Genomic DNA, 17,362 nt, shown 5'->3' with positions numbered 1-17,362 from the left:
ACCGGCAGGAACGCCGTTTACCCGTGTTTTTCTGTATTTGAACAATTTACGAAGAGCTATGCTGCAGCGGCAAGAAGCTTGTTGTAGTTCGCTTCCTCCACCGTGTGTCGGCTGAAATATATGTCTGCCAGCCACCAGGTTCCAAAAGTCAGAACAAGCATGGCCAATTTACATAAAAACATTTTAGGCCCGCCCTGATAAAGCCTGTCGATTCCAATGAATCCTAAGAAAATAGAAAGAATAAGTGCGATTTTGGGATTTTTAAATGTAAGATTGTTTAACTTCGACTGTTCACAATTGGCCAGCAGGGCTTTTGTCTCAGCCTCATGTCCCGGGCCAATATACTTCTTTAATGTTTCAACGTCCAGCATGCTAGAGACCTCCTTTATTTGATGCCTACATCCTAACAAAATCCATCCGGTCTGTCTGTAGACCCACAGTATGAAAGGGTCTGGACTTCCGTACAACTTTAGTATGAAAAGGCCTGAAAGCTGTGAAGTCTGAATTTTATGTATTTTAAGGGCCTCCAAAAAGAGATTTTTTAAATGGGAAAGAATGTGGTATAATAACAAAGCATACTGTTTGTTTTGCGGAAGGGGGAATGGTAAAATGAATATACTGGTTACCAATGATGACGGAATCAATGCGGCTGGTATCCGCAGCCTGGTAAAGGCGCTGTCCCAGGCCGCAGAAGTTTATGTCTGTGCGCCTCATACACAGAAGAGCGCGACAGGCCATGGAATTACGGTAGGAAAACCCATTGAGGTTGAGGAAGAGACGTTTCCGGACGCGGTCAAAGCCTATTCCATAACAGGGACGCCTGCGGATTGTGTCAAAATAGGAACGAAAATTTTCAGCGAACAGAATATTAAAATAGATATGGTCTTTTCGGGCATTAATCTGGGAGGAAACTTGGGGACGGATACTTTGTATTCGGGAACGGTTTCCGCTGCCATAGAAGGTTCCCTCTGCGGGATACCGTCGGTAGCGGTTTCAGTCAACAGCCATGAAGCCACTCACTTTGAACTGGCCTGCGAGCTGGCGCTCAACGCCTGCCGCAACGGATTTGATAAAATGAACGCCAAGACGGTGCTCAACATCAATACGCCGGATCTGCCGAAAGAGGAGATCAAGGGCATCAAATATACGCGGCTGGGGGCCAGAGAATACAAAGAGTTTTTCCGCCCTAAAGAAGGCGAGAACGGGAAAACCCAATACTGGTATGAAGGAAATCCGGTGATCTATGAAGGACTTCCCGACGACATCGACGTAATTTCCATGCAGGACGGATATGCCAGCATAACGCCGCTGCAGTACGACATGACCAATTATACCCTGGTGGATGAGATAAAAAAATGGAGGTTGGAGGGATGAGCCTGATTAAAAGAGAGGATGCCCTGCTGGCTGCGATCGACTTTCAGGAAAAACTGATGCCGGCCATGGCGGATCCGAAAACGCTGGAGGCTACAGCCGTAAAGCTGGCTAAAGGCATACGGGCGCTGGACATCCCGATACTGGTAACTCAGCAATATACGAAAGGCCTGGGAGCCACTATCCAGCCGATCGCCGAAGCTCTGGGAGATTTCGAGCCCATTGATAAGACTTCGTTCAGTGCGATGGGAGAGCCTGCTTTTGCGGAGGCTCTGGACGCCACAGGAAAGAAAACAGTGATCCTCATGGGGATCGAAGCGCACATCTGTGTGCAGCAAACCGCAATCGACCTTATAGACAGGGGATACGGCGTTTATGTAATTCAGGACTGCATCGCTTCCAGAAAAGAAAGCGACAATCTCTGCGGCCAGCAGAGAATGGCTGCGGCCGGCGCTGTAATCACCACTTACGAATCGGTTCTTTATGAACTGCTGAGAGGAGCAAAGGCAGATGGCTTTAAAGCTGTCTCAGCCATAGTGAAATAACTATGTTTATGTTTGAAAATCAAATAACCATCGAGGACAGACCGGTTTTGGAGGAATACTTAAACGGCTATGATTATCAGACCTCAGGACTGTCCTTTTCCTCACTGTATATGTGGAGAAACATCAACGGTTTCAGCTGGCAGATCATAGGAGATTATATGTTTCTTGCGGGCGAGAGCCATCTGGAGATGGAGGATGGCGGCAGGATTGAGCCATTCCTGTTCCCGCCGCTGACAAGGACGGGGTCCTATGAACCGCAGGGCCTGCGGCAGGCAATCTATGAAGCAAAAAAAATATTTGAAAAGGGCGGCTACGAAATGGTTATCCGCCTGCTTCCGGATCATATGATCGATATCATTCGTCAGGCATGCCCGGAAGAACTGGAATACATTGAGGACCGGCCCAACTATGATTACGTGTACAGGAGACAGGATCTGGCTGAGCTGAAGGGCAGGGACTACCACGGGAAGAAGAATCACCTCAACTATTTCCACAAAAACTATCAATTTGAATATGTACCGCTGACCTCGGATATGGCCGATGCGGCAATGCGCTTTATTGAGGAATCCAATGAGCACAAGGAAATATCGGAATACGAGATGCAGCTTCTTAAAATGGAAGAAGAAGCCATGGCGGACGTATTCCGCAATTTGGAAAAGGTGGGCTATCTGGCCGGCGCTGTCCTGATCGACGATAAGATCGAAGCCCTTACGGTCGGCGGAAACCTGAACAAGGACACGGTTGCCGTTCACGTAGAGAAAGCCAATACAAATTTCAGGGGACTTTATCAGGCGATTAACAATGAATTCTGTAAAAGTCTGCCGTCCCACGTTGAATATGTAAACCGCGAGGAAGACATGGGAATAGCGAATTTACGCAAGGCCAAGCTGTCTTACAAACCGGTCAGGATGGTCGAAAAATATATCGCGGCATTTAAATGAGTTTAACGGCTTTTTAAAAGTTGTTAAAATATTAACGGTTTTTTTCCAAAAACTCTTGCAATTCTGAAATAGTGTGGTAATATTGTAGAAAAAGCGAGTGTTAGTCTGGTTAAAAATCTAACGAGAGTTACTTTGGCACTATTTAAGTGCGAGGATTTTAAGGAGGACATGAAAATGAAAGAGGTTGTAATCGTAAGCGCAGCAAGAACGCCAATCGGCAGTTTTGGCGGATCACTGAAGAACATCCCTGCAAGACAGCTGGGAGCGATCGCAGTGAAAGAAGCCATTAAAAGAGCAGGCATCAAGCCGGAAGACATCGATGAAGTAATCATGGGATGCGTTCTGCAGGGCGGCCTGGGACAGAACGTAGCAAGACAGATTTCAATGGATGCGGGAATTCCACAGGAAGTACCTTCCATGACGATCAATAAGGTTTGCGGTTCCGGACTGAGAGCTGTAGGACTGGCAGCACAGATCATCAAAGCAGGCGACGCTGACATCGTAGTGGCAGGCGGAGCAGAGAACATGTCCATGTCCTCATACGCTATGCCGTCCGCAAGATGGGGAGCGAGAATGAACGAAACGAAGATGATCGACATGATGATCAAGGACGGACTGTCCGACGCGTTCAGCGGCGTACATATGGGAATCACAGCGGAAAACATCGCAGAGCAGTGGGGACTGACCAGAGAAGAACTGGATGAGTTCGCAGCAGCATCACAGCAGAAGGCTGTAGCAGCGATCAAGGCTGGAAAATTCAAGGATGAGATCGTACCAGTGGAAATTCCGCAGAGAAAAGGCGATCCGATTATCTTTGACACCGACGAATTCCCAAGAGATGGCGTAACAGCAGAAGGTATCGGCAAACTGAGACCGGCCTTCAAGAAAGACGGAATCGTAACAGCAGCCAACGCATCCGGAATCAATGACGCAGGCGCGGCTGTAATCGTAATGTCCAAGGAAAAGGCAGACGAGCTGGGAATCAAACCGATGGTAACAATCAAATCCTACGCATCCGCAGGCGTTGACCCGCAGATCATGGGTATTGGACCTGTTCCATCCACAAGAAAGGCTCTGGAAAAGGCTGGAATGACTGTTGAAGATCTGGACCTGATCGAAGCAAACGAAGCTTTTGCGGCACAGTCCGTAGCAGTAGGCAAGGACCTGGGATTCAACAAGGAAATCCTCAACGTAAACGGAGGAGCTATCGCTCTGGGACATCCAATCGGATCATCCGGAACGAGAATCCTCATCACACTGATCCACGAAATGGCAAGAAGAGATGCCAAGAAGGGTCTGGCAACACTTTGTATCGGAGGCGGACAGGGAACCGCAATGATCGTAGAAAGATAATTGCATCCGTGAGTCGTGTTAAAAAGGGGGCTGCCCGCATTAGTCTATCTAATGCAGGCGGCCCCCTCTTTTTGAGTGGCTGCGGGCCGGAAGCCCGGATTGGATTTTAATTTTTTCTTTTTCGCTCTCTTTTCTTCCTGGTATAGAATACCGCGCCCAGCCCCGCGGCTGCGGGAATAATGAGAACGCACCCGATTCCGCTGACTGCGATGGAGATGACCTCCTGTACGAATTCCTTGGAATTAATCATCTGCGCAAAGGAATAATACTCCATAAATTGCAGGAAGAGGGTGAAGTATTCGGCTATAAAGATGAAGAACAGGGTATTGACGGTGGACCCCAGAATATCCCGCCCCACAGAAATGCCGGAGGCGAACAGCTCTCGGCGGCAAAGATGGGGGTTGTTTAGGTGGACCTCGTAAAGGGCGGAGGTTACCGCCAGCGCCGTATCAATGATTGCCCCGATCAAGACCATCAAAAGGGCCGCGATCTGCAGCAGGGTCATGTTGATGTCGATATTACCGGCGTAGCCGTTGGATTCACGGATCTCATACTGTCCCACCGGAAACCCCTGGGTATTGGTCTTTGTCCCAAGAAGCCACAAAAAAGCCAGCAGCAGGGCGATGACTGCCATCACGGCCCAGAAGGCCGATTTTGTTTTATGGTTAACCTCGTTCTGGTAGAAAAGCGTCAGCAATGTGATGAGAATACAGGCGGCAACCGTACACAAAAACGGATTCAGGCCTATGTATATGAGCAGCAGATCGGCCGCCAGCAGAATGGCGTTTCCCGCCAGCGTGACCAGTGCTTTGGCCGAACGATCACCGCCGATCAACAGGACCAGCAGAACGAAAATACCTGCGAAAATCAGCAGCATTTCTTTTTACCCCCTTTCAGGAAACAGGACGCCGCGAAAATGGAGAGGGGAATTGTCAGGATGATTCCCATGCTTCCGGTGAGAAAACGGGCGATTTCAAAAAATGAGTTATATTTCATCACCGTAAAAAAGCTGATGTCGTTTTTCATGGAAAGGATGAAAACAGGGATACAGGCGGCGATATTTGTAAAGAAGACCACATTTATCATGGTCCCGGTTATGTCGTCGGCCACCTGCCTGCAGGAGAGCAGCAATGCTTTTTTTGAGATGAGCGGATCCTTGCGGATCAGCTCCGCGGAGCAGGAGGTAATGGTCACGGCAATATCCATGATGACGCCCAGGCCGCCGATGAGGATCTCCGCTAAAAACAGCAGATCCGCTTCGCTGCGGCTGTAAGGCTCCGGCAGGTATTCCATGAATTCATAGCTGATGGCAGGCCCAAAGCGGATAACGGCCGCGGAAAGCAGACCGATGACAGCTACCGCGCCCAGCGTGGCCAGCAGTGAAATGAGTGTCCGTTTGTTAAAGCCATTGATCAGCAGCAGGACGATGGAGGAAAAGAGGATGACCAGTCCGATGCTGAGAGCCAGAACGTTAACCCTTGCTTCATATAAGGTCAGCATGCCGTAAAACAAAGTGATGTTGAGGGAAAGGCCAATGATTGTATAAAAGCCCTGCTTCCCGCCCACCAAAAGGAGCAGATCCAGCAGCACGAGAAGGACCAGTACCGCATAGTGGTCCCGTTTTACCCCGGTGATTCGGCCGGACAGCTGAGAACTGCCGCCGTTGTCGATGGAGACAAACAGGCAGGACCCTGGCCGGTAGTGTTCATCATAGACAAGGGATGGATTATATTTGTTTTCCAGCGTGATCGTTTCCCCTTTGTATTCGCCGTTTTTTACGGTCCCGGTGAGAGTTTGGCGGATGCTTCCGTCTTTTTCCGTTTCCTGGGACAGGTCGGTAATTTTGACGATGGGGGATTGGTACCGGTCATAATCATTATATACCGCAAAGAACAGCAGCAATGAGCTGAGAAGTACAATTACCAGTTTTAATGCGAATTTTTTGTTGAACATTTGGAGCCGCCTTTCCTTGCTATTTTCTACGACATACTATAGAATAAGAGAGGAAGCGAATGCAAGGCCCTTTTACTATCATCAGAATTTCTTAAGATTTTCGTCAAGAAACCGACACATTTATTTCCTATAATGGGAATCACAAAAGGGAAAAAACAAGCTGCAAAAGGGAAAGGGGAATACCTATGAAACAAAAAGCAGTAGCAATGGCAACAGCGTTTACAATGCTTTTGGCAGTGGGAGTTACAGGGCTTGGAAGTGAGGCTCTGCATCAGCATCCGGCGTATACCAATCAGAGTATTCGCTTGGAGGCTCAGCAGATACCGGCACTCTCGGCACCGACGGAGGAGACTTTGCTCCTGGCGGCGCCGGCCCAGGAAACGGATAAATAACGTGATGAAAGAAAAAGGAGCTTAGGGGGCTCCTTTTTCATTGCATTTACTACCAAAATTGGGATATAATAAGAAGATATATTTTGAGGAGGAACAAGGAATGGCAGACATAGATAACAAACAGGCCGCTGCGCCGGACAGCGCATCGAATTTTATCCATAATATTATTGATAAGGATCTGGAAAACCAGAAATATGGAGACAGGGTACATACCCGTTTTCCCCCGGAACCCAACGGGTATCTTCACATCGGACACGCAAAATCCATTTGCCTTAACTTTTCCACAGCGGAGAAATACCACGGAAAATGCAATCTGCGGTATGATGATACCAATCCGGTCAAGGAAGACATGGAATACGTAGACGCCATTGAAGAAGATGTAAGATGGCTGGGGTTTGAGTGGGACAACCGCCTCTGGGCTTCCGACTATTTTGATAAAATGTACGAATTTGCCATTCGTCTGATTAAAAAAGGCAAGGCGTTCGTATGCGATCTGAATGCAGATCAGATTCGTGAATACAGAGGAACTTTGAAAGAGCCGGGTAAAGAAAGCCCCTACAGAAACAGAAGCGTAGAGGAAAATCTGAAGCTCTTTGAAGAAATGAAGGAAGGCAAGTACGCTGACGGAGAAAAGGTTCTTCGTGCTAAGATCGACATGGCTTCCCCGAATATCAACATGAGAGATCCGGTCATTTACCGCATATCCCATACGGAGCATCACAATACGGGCGGCAAATACTGCATCTATCCGATGTACGACTATGCCCACCCGATCGAAGACGCCATCGAAGGCATTACCCATTCCATCTGCACGTTGGAGTTCGAAGACCACAGACCTCTTTACGACTGGGTGCTGCAGGAGCTGGAATGGGAGGCGCCGCCGCAGCAGATCGAATTTGCCCGCTTGAACCTGACCAATACCGTTATGAGCAAGCGCCATCTGAAAGCGCTGGTGGACGACGGAGTGGTAGACGGCTGGGATGATCCGCGGATGCCGACGATCGCAGGACTCAGAAGAAGAGGCTACACGCCGGAGGCCATTCGCGACTTCTGTGAACGTATCGGGGTTTCCAAGGCCAACAGCACAGTAGATGTGGCGCTTTTGGAGCACTGCGTCCGCGAGGACCTGAAAACAAAGGTGGAGAGCCGCAATGTTGTGGAAGATCCCATTAAGATTGTCATTACCAATTATCCGGAAGATCAGACAGAGGAAATGGAGATCGAGAATAACAGGGAAGTGCCGGAAATGGGCAACCGTAAGGTGCCTTTCAGCAGAGAGCTGTATGTTGACGGCGCGGACTTCATGGAGGAGCCGGTAAAGAAATATTTCCGCCTGTTCCCCGGCAACGAGGTGCGTTTTAAAGGGGCTTACTTCATCACCTGCAACGATGTGGTGAAAAACGAGGACGGAACCATCAGGGAACTGCACTGCACCTACGATCCGCAGACCAAGAGCGGCAGCGGATTTGAAGGCCGTAAGGTAAAAGGGACCATCCATTGGGTGGATGCCAAGACCGCAGTCAAGGTGAAGATCCGCAACTACGATTATCTGATGATAGAAAACGAAGAAGGAGAAAATGTTCTCAACCCTGATTCTCTGAAAGAAACCTGGGGATACGCAGAGCCCGCAGCAGGGGATGCTCAGCCGGGAGAACGGTTCCAGTTTTTCAGACACGGCTATTATATCGCCGATGCGAAGCTGACAACTGATGAGGAAAAAGTGTTTAACAAAATCGTGGGGCTGAAGAGTTCCTGGAAGAAATAAAGGAGTAGACATGGATTACTATAAAGAATCCCTGAAAATGCACGAAGAGCACAGAGGAAAGATGGAAGTGGCCAGCAAGGTTCCGGTGAAAACCAAGGATGATCTGTCCACTGCCTATACGCCGGGGGTAGCGGAACCATGCCGCAAAATACATGAAAACCCGGAGGATGTGTATAAGTATACCAATAAAAGCAATATCGTAGCGGTTATCAGCGACGGCTCAGCTGTCCTGGGGCTGGGTAATATCGGCGGAACCGCGTCTATCCCGGTTATGGACGGAAAATCCCTTCTGTTCAAGGAGTTCGCAGGGATCGATGCCATTCCCATCTGTCTGGACACGCAGGACGTGGATGAAATCGTGATGATTGCTAAAAATATCGCCCCAACGCTGGGCGGCATCAATCTGGAAGACATCGCGGCTCCCCGCTGCTTTGAAATTGAGAGGAAGCTTCAGGAGCAGGTGGATATTCCAGTATTCCACGATGACCAGCACGGCACAGCGGTAGTAGTAACCGCCGCTATCTTCAACGCCCTGAAAATTGTAGGCAAGAAGATGGAGGATCTGAAAATCGTCATCAGCGGCGCCGGAGCGGCCGGAGCGGCCATCGCGAAGATGCTGCTGTCCGTTGGTGCCGGTGATGTGATCGTATGCGACCGCATTGGGCCTTTGGCGAAGAACGACGATCGGCTGACTCCGGCCAAGGAAGAGATCGCCCGCATTACCAATCATAACCTGGTCAATGGTACTCTGGCGGATGCACTCAAGGATGCCGATGTGTTTATCGGCGTTTCCGCACCGAAGATCGTGACGGAGGAGATGGTGGCGTCGATGGCGGACAATGCGATCGTTCTGCCAATGTCCAATCCTGAGCCGGAAATCATGCCGGATCTGGCAAAGAAAGCCGGTGCCAGAGTGGTGGGCACAGGACGTTCCGATTTCCCCAACCAGATCAATAATGTGCTGGCCTTCCCGGGAATCTTTAAGGGGGCGCTGGCAGCCCGTGCGAAGCGGATTACCGAGGATATGAAAATTGCGGCAGCCCGTGCGCTGGCCGATATCATTGATGAGAAGGAACTGTGCGAAGAATACATAATTCCCAGCGCTTTCCACCCCGGTGTTGCTGATGCCATCGCAGAAGCTGTGGCCGCAGCCTGGAAGGAATAATGAAGAGATGATGAAAAGCTGCCGCGTTGATGCGGCAGCTTTTTTTCTTAGTATGGTGCGCAGCAGCTTTGGCTGCTGCGTTCTGTTTTTTTGACAGAGAGGGCTGGTTAAGGCCCTCCTGGCTGCTGTGCTTAGCCTTGGATCTGGCTCGAGCGGTAACTTTGAGAAATTTTTTGGAAAAGTTACGCACTTTTCAACGGTTTGCGGGCCTGGAAACCTGAAAAAAGAGAAATTGTCGCTTTTTTGTCTGCCAGAGGACCTCCAAACCCACAACTTTGCGTAAACGCAGGGCTATTTTCGAGAAAAGTTACCGCAGTCACCACTAGGCGGTGACCTGCCCAACTATTTACAAAATTCCTCTTGCAAAATATGTAAAATTTATATATAATGGAATAAATTTACAAATAAAAATCAAGGGGGATTGGATGTATAAACAATGGGAATTAATGCGTTTGCTAGAAGAAGAGCAGAAACGATATAAAAAACTGATCCGTCATTTGGAGCTTCGGCAAACGCAGTTACCAGAGGGGAGCCTGGTATAAAAAAGGGGGAAGTATTATCGGGCTGTGAGAATTCAGGGAAGAAAAGGACAGATTTTAATACCTGATTGTGTATCAGGGTCAGAGAGGCTGATTCATGAGTTGAAGGAGCGGCAATATATCGTAAAGGCGCTGCCTGCTTTAAGGAAAAACCTCCGGGCTTGCAGCAGAGCCCTTGAACAGCTGGAGCTTTATGATACGGCGAAGCTGGAAAAGGCGCTGCCTCTTTATTATGGCGGGCTGGATTATTGGGAATTCCTTTTGGATGGCGATATTAACCCTGCGGACTGGGCAGCCCGTTCCTATGCCCGCAATACTGTTCATCCTGAGAGCCTAATCTACGAATCGGAAGGCGGTCTCCTTACTCGCTCAAAAGCGGAATCGGAAATTGCCACCGTCCTGGAGAGGGAGCAAATCGTTTTCCGCTATGAACCGAGACTGCTATTGGGGAAACATTGCTACTATCCTGATTTCTGCGCAGTCCATCCCGTTCATCGAAAACAGATCTTTTGGGAACATTTTGGAAAGATGGATGATCCGGAGTATGCAGCAGATGCAATGGAAAAGCTGAGAGTGTATGCACAGTGGGGATATAAGCTGGGTGACAACTTAATCATGACTTGGGAAACGAAAGCGTTTCCGCTCACCTTCAAGCATATTAAAGAGCGGGTTGACACTTATTTTTCGTAGAGGAAGTGCCTGCGGCAGCTAAAGCTGCAAGGGCGGAAAGCTTTTGTCAATCAGAGGATGTCCGCCGCCAGGCGTTATGTGCCGCAGCTGGCTGCTGTGCTTAGCCTTGGCTTGAGGGCCCAGCGGTAACTTTGAGAAATTTTTTGGAAAAGTTACGCACTTTTCAACGGTTTGCGGGCCTGGAAACCTGAAAAAAGAGAAATTGTCGCTTTTTTGTCTGCCAGAGGGCCTCCAAACCCACAACTTTGCGTAAACGCAGGGCCATTTTCGAGAAAAGTTACCGCGGTCGCCAGCAAGCGACGGACCGATGGGTTCCGGGTACTGCCCGCTGACCCTGCCGGCCCGCCAGTCGGCCAGGCCCGCTGCAGGGAACTGCCATCCGCCGCATCCAAAACAAAAATCCAGATTTTTCTTGACATATGGAGGCCGCATTGCTACAATAACAAAGAAGAAAACACAAGAAGTGTTGCGAAACTTAACCACGAAGGTTAGTGCCTGCCCGCGCAGGCGTTAATTTTTGTGGTTTTTATTATACAGGAAATATTGACAAAGTCTGCCGCTGAAAAGAATCGGTGAGAGCGGCTTTGTCTCGCACAGGAAGGCAGTGACTATGAAAACTCATACAGGCATCTACATATTAAAGAAAGCGGGCCAGCTGGCGCTGACTATTTTTGTGCTTTCGATTCTTGTCTTTCTGGTATCGCGCCTGGCTCCGGGAGACCCACTGCGGGCCTATTACGGCGAAGGTGTGGAAAAAATGTCCGTAGAACAGCTTGATCATGCCAGGGAGAGATTGGGACTGAACGATTCCCTGGTGACCCAGTACATTCGCTGGGCCGGCAACGCGCTCCACGGGGATTTTGGAATTTCTTACATTTACAAACAGCCGGCAGCACAGGTGGTTGCCGATGTATATCAGAATACAGTACGTCTGGCAGGAGTTTCCTTCCTGCTGATCTTTGTCCTGGGGCTCTTGCTGGCCATCTTCTGTGTGCGCCATGAAGGAAAAGCCGTGGACCGCCTGATCTGCAAGGTCGGAGTCGCGGCCAACAGTATTCCTGAGTTCTTTGTAGCCCTGATTTTAATTTTGCTTTTTTCAGTTACACTGGGAATTCTCCCCCAGAGTGGTGCCCATTCTCTTGGGGGAGGAGAGACCCTGCGCCATCTGGTGCTGCCGGTCGGCGCCATTGTGATATCCCATCTCTGGTACTGCGCCTATCTGATGCGGAATAAATTATCCGATGAAGTGCGAAAAGAATACATTCTGCTGTGCAGAGTAAAAGGTCTGACGCAGCGCAGGATCATCTACCGCCACTGTTTGAAAAACATCATGCCTGCGGTTATCAGCATTATGGCGATTTTTCTGCCACATCTGCTGGGAGGGGCTTATGTGGTGGAAATGGTATTTTCCTACCCCGGGCTGGGAGAGCTGGGGGTGGAAAGCGCTCAATATCACGACTACAATATGCTGATGCTGATCAGTCTGATTACAGGCGCGGCAGTTGTTTTAGCCAATATGATCGCGCAGGTCATCAATGAGAAACTGGACCCGCGGATAAAATATGAAGAAATCAGGGAGGAAAGGCCATGAATAAGAAACTCCCATACCTTTCAATTACAATTCTGGCGATCATCACTGGCGGATGCCTTCTGGCCGGAGTCTTGTCCGGGCAGGACCCTTACTATATGAACACCGACGCTGTCAGCCAGGCGCCATCAGCGGTTCACCTTTTCGGGACCGATACTCTGGGCAGGGACATTTTTGCCATCATCTGGCATGGCGGCAGGCTTTCCCTGATGATCGGCCTTACTGCAACCCTGATATCAACAGCCATCGCAATTGTTTACGGCTGTCTTTCAGGATTGGCGGGCCCGCGGATCGATGACCTTATGATGCGCTTTACGGAGATTCTTATGAGCATACCGCAGATCCTGCTGGTGATTTTTCTGCAGGCCATCTGGGGAGAACCGACTGTTTTCTCCATCGGCATTGTCTTGGGAATCACCAGCTGGATGGCGGTTGCCAAGATGGTCCGCAGCGAGGTGCGGCAGATGCGAGAGGCCGAATATGTACTGGCGGCCAGATCCATGGGCGCGGGCTTCTTCTATATCCTCTGGAATCATCTGATGCCCAACTTTATGTCCGCCATTATGTTTATGATTGTCACCAATTTGGGCAGCGCCATAGCAACGGAGGCCACCCTCAGCTTTTTGGGGTTGGGATTGCCTACCGGCGTGGTTTCCTGGGGGAGCCTCATGTCCCTGTCGCAGAAAGCCATGCTTACCGGAGCCTGGTGGCTTCTGATTATTCCGGGGGCGTTCCTGGTGATTACCCTGATCTGCATCACGGAGATCGGAGAATACCTGAGAACGACGGGACGCAGAGATCGATTGATTTAACCTGCAGGAAGCAGGTCTTGAAATAGAAAGAGTAGAGACAAGTTATCGTTTGAGAGCAAGGAGAGAGAACATGAAGAAAAAATTATGTCTGCTTTTGGCGCTGATCCTGACAGTAGGAATTCTGGCAGGCTGCGGCAGCAACAGCAATGAGGAATCAAAGGACGGCAAAACACTGGTATACGGAAGCAATGACTACACGGCCATCAATCCGGCACTGTACGAACACGGCGAGATCAATTCCCTGATCTTCCTGGGACTGACCACCCATAATGAAAAAGATGAAGTGGCTCCCGGAGCTGCTGAGGAATGGTCCTTTGATAAAAAGACCAATACCTATACCTTTAAGCTGAGAGAGGGACTGAAATTCCATGACGGAGAGCCCCTTACTGCTGAGGATGTGAAATTTACCATCGAAGCGATCATGAACCCGGACAATGGATCGGAAAACGCTTCCAACTTTGAAGACGTCACAAAGGTAGAGGCTGCAGACGACCAGACTGTAAAGATCAGCATGAAAGCGCCCAATGTTGCCATGCTGGACTATCTGACCATCGGCATCCTGCCGAAGCATCTTTTGGAAGGAAAGGATCTTGCCGCGGATGAATTCAATCAGAAGCCTGTAGGAGCAGGCCCTTACAAGTTGACAGCCTGGGACAAAGGGCAGGCAATCACCCTGGAGAAAAACGAAGATTTTTACCTGGGAGCGCCCAAGATTGACAAAGTAATTTTCAAGATCGTGGAGGACTCCGATGCCAAGGCGCTGCAGCTGCAGTCCGGAGAACTGGATTTTGCCCAGATCACGCCGAAGGCAATGGAAGAGTTTGAAGGCAAAGAGGATTTCAAAGTGTACAGCATGAAAACCGCCGATTACCGCGGAATCATGTATAATTTCAACAACCCTTTATTTAAGAACAACCGTGAACTTCCAACTGCGCTCAGCTATGCCATTGACAGAGACGCCATCATCAAGAGCGTGCTGCTGGGACATGGGCAGACTGCTTATTCACCTCTGCAGATGGGTCTGTACAACAATGAGAACGTAGAGAAATATGCTTACAATCCGGCTAAGACAAAAAAGCTGCTGGAAAAAGCCGGCTGGAAAAAGGGCGATGACGGAATCTACGCCAAGAAGGGACAGAAGCTGGAATTCACGATTAATTGCAGCCAGGGTGACCAGGTGCGTGTCGATATGGCCAACATTTGCGCGCAGAATCTCAACGATATCGGAGCTAAGGTGGACGTGAAAACACCGGCCGAGACGGATTGGGCGGGCCAGGAGGCTTTCCTGATTGGATGGGGCAGTCCCTTTGATCCCGATGACCACACCTACAAAGTGTTTGGAACCGATAAAGGCGCCAACTATAACGGCTATTCCAACGCCAAAGTCGATAAGCTGCTCCAGCAGGCAAGAGAAAAGGAAGACCAGAAAGAAAGACTGCCGCTGTACAAAGATTTCCAGACCGAACTGGCTAAAGATCCGGCGTATACCTTTATTGCATATATTGACGCTATTTACGCAGGCAAAGCCAATATTACCGGAATTACCAAAGATACGGTTTTGGGACATCACGGAGTAGGGATATTCTGGAATATTTACGATTGGGACATTGAGTAATGGATATACTGACCATCAACAATTTAATAGTAGCTTTTGAAACCCCACAGGGAGAGCTGACTGCGGTTAAGGGAGTCTCTCTCTCCCTGGCGCAGGGGGAAACTCTGGCTCTGGTGGGCGAGTCCGGCTGCGGCAAAACGGTACTTTGCAAAAGCATGCTGAAAATCCTCTGTGAAAGGGGACGGATAAAAGAGGGGGAGATCCTGCTTTCGGGGCAGGATCTTGTTCCTTTTGGAGAAAAGGAAATGGTTCCTTATCGGGGGAGGGACGTGGCGATGATTTTCCAGGATCCCATGAGTTCGCTGGATCCCACCATGTCAGTGGGACGACAGATCGCAGAGGCTGCGGAAGGCCGCGCAGAGGACCCAAAAGCAAGAGCCCTGGAGCTGATGCGCCTTGTAGAAATCGACCACCCCCAGCAGCGCTATGACCAGATGCCCCACCATTTTTCCGGCGGTATGCGCCAGCGGATTGCCATCGCCATTGCGCTGGCAGGAGATCCAAAGATCCTCCTGGCCGACGAGCCAACCACTTCCCTGGACGCAGGTACGCAGGAGCAGATCTTGAAGCTGCTGAAAAAGATCGACATTGCTACAATTTTCATTACCCATGATCTGAGCCTGGTGGAGGATATCGCCGACAGAGTAGCGATCATGAAAGACGGAAACATTGTGGAGACCGGACCGGTGGAACAGGTTTTCAGCAGGCCTCAGAACCCATATACGAAAAAGCTGTTGGGCTATCTGGACTATGGAAAGGGCCGGGGCCACAGCCACAAGCACAGCCGGCAGAGCTTCGATTCCCCGCTGGCGGAAGTGCGTGATCTGAAAAAATATTTTTCCTTAGGCCGGCATGCCATTCACAAAGCGCTGGACGGTTTTTCGCTGGATATTTATAAAGGAGAGATTTTGGGATTGGTCGGACCGTCGGGCTGCGGCAAATCGACCCTGGCCAGATGCCTCATGGGAATCTACGAACCTACGGGAGGAGAGATCCGTTTTTTCAACGAAAAAAAATCGAAGAACTGGAGACAGATGATCTTTCAGGACTCGGATTCCGCCTTCAATCCCCGTATGACCATCGGGCAGATTATCGGCGAACCGCTGCGGATAGCCGAGGGGAAACAGCCGGAGGCAGAGCGGATAGCACGTCTGATGGAACAGGTCGAACTGGACCCTGCGCTGATGGAGCGCCATCCTTATGACGTTTCCGGCGGCCAGAGACAGCGTGCGGCCATTGCCAGAGCCATCAGCGTAGACCCGGAATTTATCGTCGCCGACGAACCCATTTCCTCGCTGGATATTTCCACTCAGGCGCAGATCGTCCATCTGTTCCGCAGATTGCAGGAAGAACGGAACCTGACCATTCTCTTTATCGCCCACGACCTGCCGATGGTGAATCATATCAGCGACCGAATTGTCGAAATGGGCGTCTGACTCTTCAGCGAAAAATTTTCATAACCCTGTATATGGGAGCCCTCCTTGGCTGATCTGCGACCAAGGAGTTTCTTTAGGGACAATAGTGGCAGGATTTACCGGAAAAATTGGAATTTGGTCGCAAATCCAAAACCAATTTTTGCCGCATCCGGTTCGGGTTCTGCCAGGAAGAACTGTCTGCCCGGTTTCGCATTGTAACGCACTAAATTGTTTTCGGATCTTTCGTCTCAAAAAAGAGGTAAAAGCGGATCTTTTTCCAACGTTTCTTGTCCTTGGTGGCCAATCTTAAGTAGAATTTTCCCCAAAATAAACCCGCAAAGCCCGCAAACCCACACGTTTTATCCGCTCCAGCCTAATATCAAAGCAAAAAGCGCCGGGCCATCTTTCTGTCAGGCGTCGATGTGAAGGAAAAGTTACCTCCGCCCTCATCCCAGAGGCTTCTACCGCAAGCTTTTCACGCGGCCCGGCGGCGCAACAGGAATCGACCCATAATCGGCCATATGAGAAGCCGTCCAAAAGGGCAAATTGCTATTTTTATCAACATGCAGGGAAGAATCGTGTTCTTGTTGACCTTTTTTCAAGGCTGCGGGGCATACGGGCGCAGAAACCCGATCAAATATGTAGATCGGAACCGGTGCAGAGGCCGCAACCCTTGGAATTGCATCAACAACTAAGGCGAAATAGGTCGCTTGTTGAATAAAATGCGTATATTACTTAAAAAGGCTTGGACTCCCGGATGTTTCTTGGGGAAATAGGAGAGACTATCGTAATGCGCAATTATTTAACTTGAGCAGCCGCATACCTCGTCAAACCTGCAACTCAGTGCTACGACCGCTTCCCACAACCCCTTCCCGCCGCCGGGTATCGCGGCCCAGTGCCGCAGCCATTCCAGCAACCGCTCCTCGCATTTCCTTGCCGCGACCCGTTCCCGCAGCTACTTCCTGCGCCCGGTGCCGCAGCCTTCATCGCAGGCCTCTACTAACACCTATTCGCCCCATACATACCAAATTTCCCCAGCCACAACCACTGTCCCTATGGTTGTCAATAACTTGAGAAAATGTCCCTTTTTGCGAAGGGAATTCACTTGAGAAACTGTCTCCTTTGTAAAAGGGCGTTTCGCCCTTTTACAAAGCTGGTTTGGATTGTTTTTCAAAGAAAATTTCGTAAAGGAATTTAAGCGACAAATTGTAGTCCTCC

General features: G+C 49.8%; 17 protein-coding genes. 12 read left to right on the top strand and 5 right to left on the bottom strand.

The genetic code is table 11. The features are described from left to right. Positions 1–56: 56 nt before the first annotated feature. The gene (locus tag NE619_RS08340; RefSeq protein WP_256131955.1) at positions 57–371 is read right to left on the bottom strand and encodes a TM2 domain-containing protein; all 315 of its coding nucleotides are present in this window, start codon (positions 369–371) and stop codon (positions 57–59) included. A 238-nt stretch (positions 372–609) separates the two neighbouring features. Between NE619_RS08340 and surE the strand changes: the two genes are divergently transcribed. The 4 genes from surE to NE619_RS08320 all read left to right on the top strand — a co-directional run bounded on the left by surE (position 610) and on the right by NE619_RS08320 (position 4,210). Next, positions 610–1,374 carry a 5'/3'-nucleotidase SurE gene (gene surE / locus NE619_RS08335; protein ID WP_256131954.1) on the top strand — a complete coding sequence of 255 codons (765 nt, stop codon included), beginning with the start codon at positions 610–612 and terminating at the stop codon, positions 1,372–1,374. Then, the gene (locus NE619_RS08330; protein WP_256131953.1) at positions 1,371–1,916 is read left to right on the top strand and encodes a hydrolase; all 546 of its coding nucleotides are present in this window, start codon (positions 1,371–1,373) and stop codon (positions 1,914–1,916) included. The genes surE and NE619_RS08330 overlap by 4 nt, the downstream gene beginning before the upstream one ends. A gap of 2 nt (positions 1,917–1,918) precedes the next feature. After that, positions 1,919–2,857, top strand: coding sequence for a DUF2156 domain-containing protein (locus tag NE619_RS08325; protein WP_256131952.1), 939 nt, complete (start codon positions 1,919–1,921; stop codon positions 2,855–2,857). Between the two features lie 174 nt (positions 2,858–3,031). Then, positions 3,032–4,210: an acetyl-CoA C-acetyltransferase gene (locus NE619_RS08320; protein ID WP_256131951.1), complete on the top strand. Its 1,179-nt coding sequence runs from the start codon at positions 3,032–3,034 to the stop codon at positions 4,208–4,210. Between the two features lie 106 nt (positions 4,211–4,316). On the opposite strand, the gene NE619_RS08315 is transcribed toward NE619_RS08320, so the two are convergent. Both NE619_RS08315 and NE619_RS08310 read right to left on the bottom strand, forming a co-directional pair. After that, positions 4,317–5,087, bottom strand: a complete 771-nt coding sequence (locus tag NE619_RS08315; protein WP_256131950.1) for a YibE/F family protein — start codon at positions 5,085–5,087, stop codon at positions 4,317–4,319. Further along, entirely contained in the window at positions 5,078–6,163 is a 1,086-nt protein-coding gene (locus NE619_RS08310; RefSeq protein ID WP_256131949.1) for a YibE/F family protein, read from the bottom strand. The genes NE619_RS08315 and NE619_RS08310 overlap by 10 nt, the downstream gene beginning before the upstream one ends. A gap of 185 nt (positions 6,164–6,348) precedes the next feature. Here NE619_RS08310 and NE619_RS08305 point away from each other — a divergent pair, with 185 nt between their 5' ends. From NE619_RS08305 to NE619_RS08290, 4 genes are all read left to right on the top strand, one after another. Then, positions 6,349–6,555, top strand: coding sequence for a hypothetical protein (locus NE619_RS08305; RefSeq protein ID WP_256131948.1), 207 nt, complete (start codon positions 6,349–6,351; stop codon positions 6,553–6,555). A 100-nt stretch (positions 6,556–6,655) separates the two neighbouring features. Beyond that, complete coding sequence (locus tag NE619_RS08300) at positions 6,656–8,320, top strand: glutamine--tRNA ligase/YqeY domain fusion protein (protein WP_256131947.1); 1,665 nt, start codon at positions 6,656–6,658, stop codon at positions 8,318–8,320. 10 nt (positions 8,321–8,330) lie between these two features. After that, on the top strand, positions 8,331–9,485 hold the full coding sequence (locus NE619_RS08295; RefSeq protein WP_256131946.1) for an NAD(P)-dependent malic enzyme: 1,155 nt from the start codon (positions 8,331–8,333) through the stop codon (positions 9,483–9,485). A gap of 566 nt (positions 9,486–10,051) precedes the next feature. Further along, complete coding sequence (locus tag NE619_RS08290; RefSeq protein WP_256131945.1) at positions 10,052–10,714, top strand: hypothetical protein; 663 nt, start codon at positions 10,052–10,054, stop codon at positions 10,712–10,714. 152 nt (positions 10,715–10,866) lie between these two features. Here NE619_RS08290 and NE619_RS08285 read toward each other — a convergent pair whose 3' ends face one another. After that, positions 10,867–11,133 (bottom strand): hypothetical protein, encoded by a 267-nt coding sequence (locus NE619_RS08285; protein ID WP_256131944.1) that lies wholly within the window; start codon positions 11,131–11,133, stop codon positions 10,867–10,869. Positions 11,134–11,324: 191 nt separating this feature from the next. On the opposite strand from NE619_RS08285, the gene NE619_RS08280 reads away from it, so the two are divergent. From NE619_RS08280 to NE619_RS08265, 4 genes are all read left to right on the top strand, one after another. Then, positions 11,325–12,305, top strand: coding sequence for an ABC transporter permease (locus tag NE619_RS08280; protein WP_256131943.1), 981 nt, complete (start codon positions 11,325–11,327; stop codon positions 12,303–12,305). Continuing rightward, the gene (locus tag NE619_RS08275; RefSeq protein ID WP_256131942.1) at positions 12,302–13,114 is read left to right on the top strand and encodes an ABC transporter permease; all 813 of its coding nucleotides are present in this window, start codon (positions 12,302–12,304) and stop codon (positions 13,112–13,114) included. Before NE619_RS08280 ends, NE619_RS08275 begins: the two co-directional genes overlap by 4 nt. Before the next feature lie 70 nt (positions 13,115–13,184). Further along, complete coding sequence (locus NE619_RS08270; protein ID WP_256131941.1) at positions 13,185–14,729, top strand: ABC transporter substrate-binding protein; 1,545 nt, start codon at positions 13,185–13,187, stop codon at positions 14,727–14,729. Next, entirely contained in the window at positions 14,729–16,165 is a 1,437-nt protein-coding gene (locus NE619_RS08265) for an ATP-binding cassette domain-containing protein (RefSeq protein WP_256131940.1), read from the top strand. The genes NE619_RS08270 and NE619_RS08265 overlap by 1 nt, the downstream gene beginning before the upstream one ends. A 985-nt stretch (positions 16,166–17,150) precedes the next feature. Here the strand turns inward: NE619_RS08265 and NE619_RS08260 are convergent. After that, positions 17,151–17,362 (bottom strand): hypothetical protein (locus NE619_RS08260; RefSeq protein ID WP_256131939.1); only part of this gene is annotated, 212 nt, incomplete at its 5' end.

Origin of the sequence: Anaerovorax odorimutans (assembly GCF_024459955.1) — a bacterium.
GTDB classification, from domain to species: Bacteria; Bacillota; Clostridia; order Peptostreptococcales; family Anaerovoracaceae; genus Hominibacterium; species Hominibacterium odorimutans_A.
The sequence above is the reverse complement of the archived record's forward strand: the minus strand, read 5'-3'. Positions and strand labels throughout refer to the sequence as shown.

Excerpts from the sequence above, each read along its gene's own strand:
- NE619_RS08280 (WP_256131943.1), top strand. The coding sequence starts at position 11,325 with ATGAAAACTCATACAGGCATCTACATATTAAAGAAAGCGGGCCAGCTG.
- NE619_RS08315 (WP_256131950.1), bottom strand. The coding sequence starts at position 5,087 with ATGCTGCTGATTTTCGCAGGTATTTTCGTTCTGCTGGTCCTGTTGATC.
- NE619_RS08330 (WP_256131953.1), top strand. The coding sequence starts at position 1,371 with ATGAGCCTGATTAAAAGAGAGGATGCCCTGCTGGCTGCGATCGACTTT.
- NE619_RS08270 (WP_256131941.1), top strand. The coding sequence starts at position 13,185 with ATGAAGAAAAAATTATGTCTGCTTTTGGCGCTGATCCTGACAGTAGGA.
- NE619_RS08265 (WP_256131940.1), top strand. The coding sequence starts at position 14,729 with ATGGATATACTGACCATCAACAATTTAATAGTAGCTTTTGAAACCCCA.
- NE619_RS08285 (WP_256131944.1), bottom strand. The coding sequence starts at position 11,133 with ATGTCAAGAAAAATCTGGATTTTTGTTTTGGATGCGGCGGATGGCAGT.
- NE619_RS08340 (WP_256131955.1), bottom strand. The coding sequence starts at position 371 with ATGCTGGACGTTGAAACATTAAAGAAGTATATTGGCCCGGGACATGAG.
- surE (WP_256131954.1), top strand. The coding sequence starts at position 610 with ATGAATATACTGGTTACCAATGATGACGGAATCAATGCGGCTGGTATC.
- NE619_RS08325 (WP_256131952.1), top strand. The coding sequence starts at position 1,919 with ATGTTTATGTTTGAAAATCAAATAACCATCGAGGACAGACCGGTTTTG.
- NE619_RS08305 (WP_256131948.1), top strand. The coding sequence starts at position 6,349 with ATGAAACAAAAAGCAGTAGCAATGGCAACAGCGTTTACAATGCTTTTG.
- NE619_RS08320 (WP_256131951.1), top strand. The coding sequence starts at position 3,032 with ATGAAAGAGGTTGTAATCGTAAGCGCAGCAAGAACGCCAATCGGCAGT.
- NE619_RS08295 (WP_256131946.1), top strand. The coding sequence starts at position 8,331 with ATGGATTACTATAAAGAATCCCTGAAAATGCACGAAGAGCACAGAGGA.
- NE619_RS08275 (WP_256131942.1), top strand. The coding sequence starts at position 12,302 with ATGAATAAGAAACTCCCATACCTTTCAATTACAATTCTGGCGATCATC.
- NE619_RS08300 (WP_256131947.1), top strand. The coding sequence starts at position 6,656 with ATGGCAGACATAGATAACAAACAGGCCGCTGCGCCGGACAGCGCATCG.
- NE619_RS08310 (WP_256131949.1), bottom strand. The coding sequence starts at position 6,163 with ATGTTCAACAAAAAATTCGCATTAAAACTGGTAATTGTACTTCTCAGC.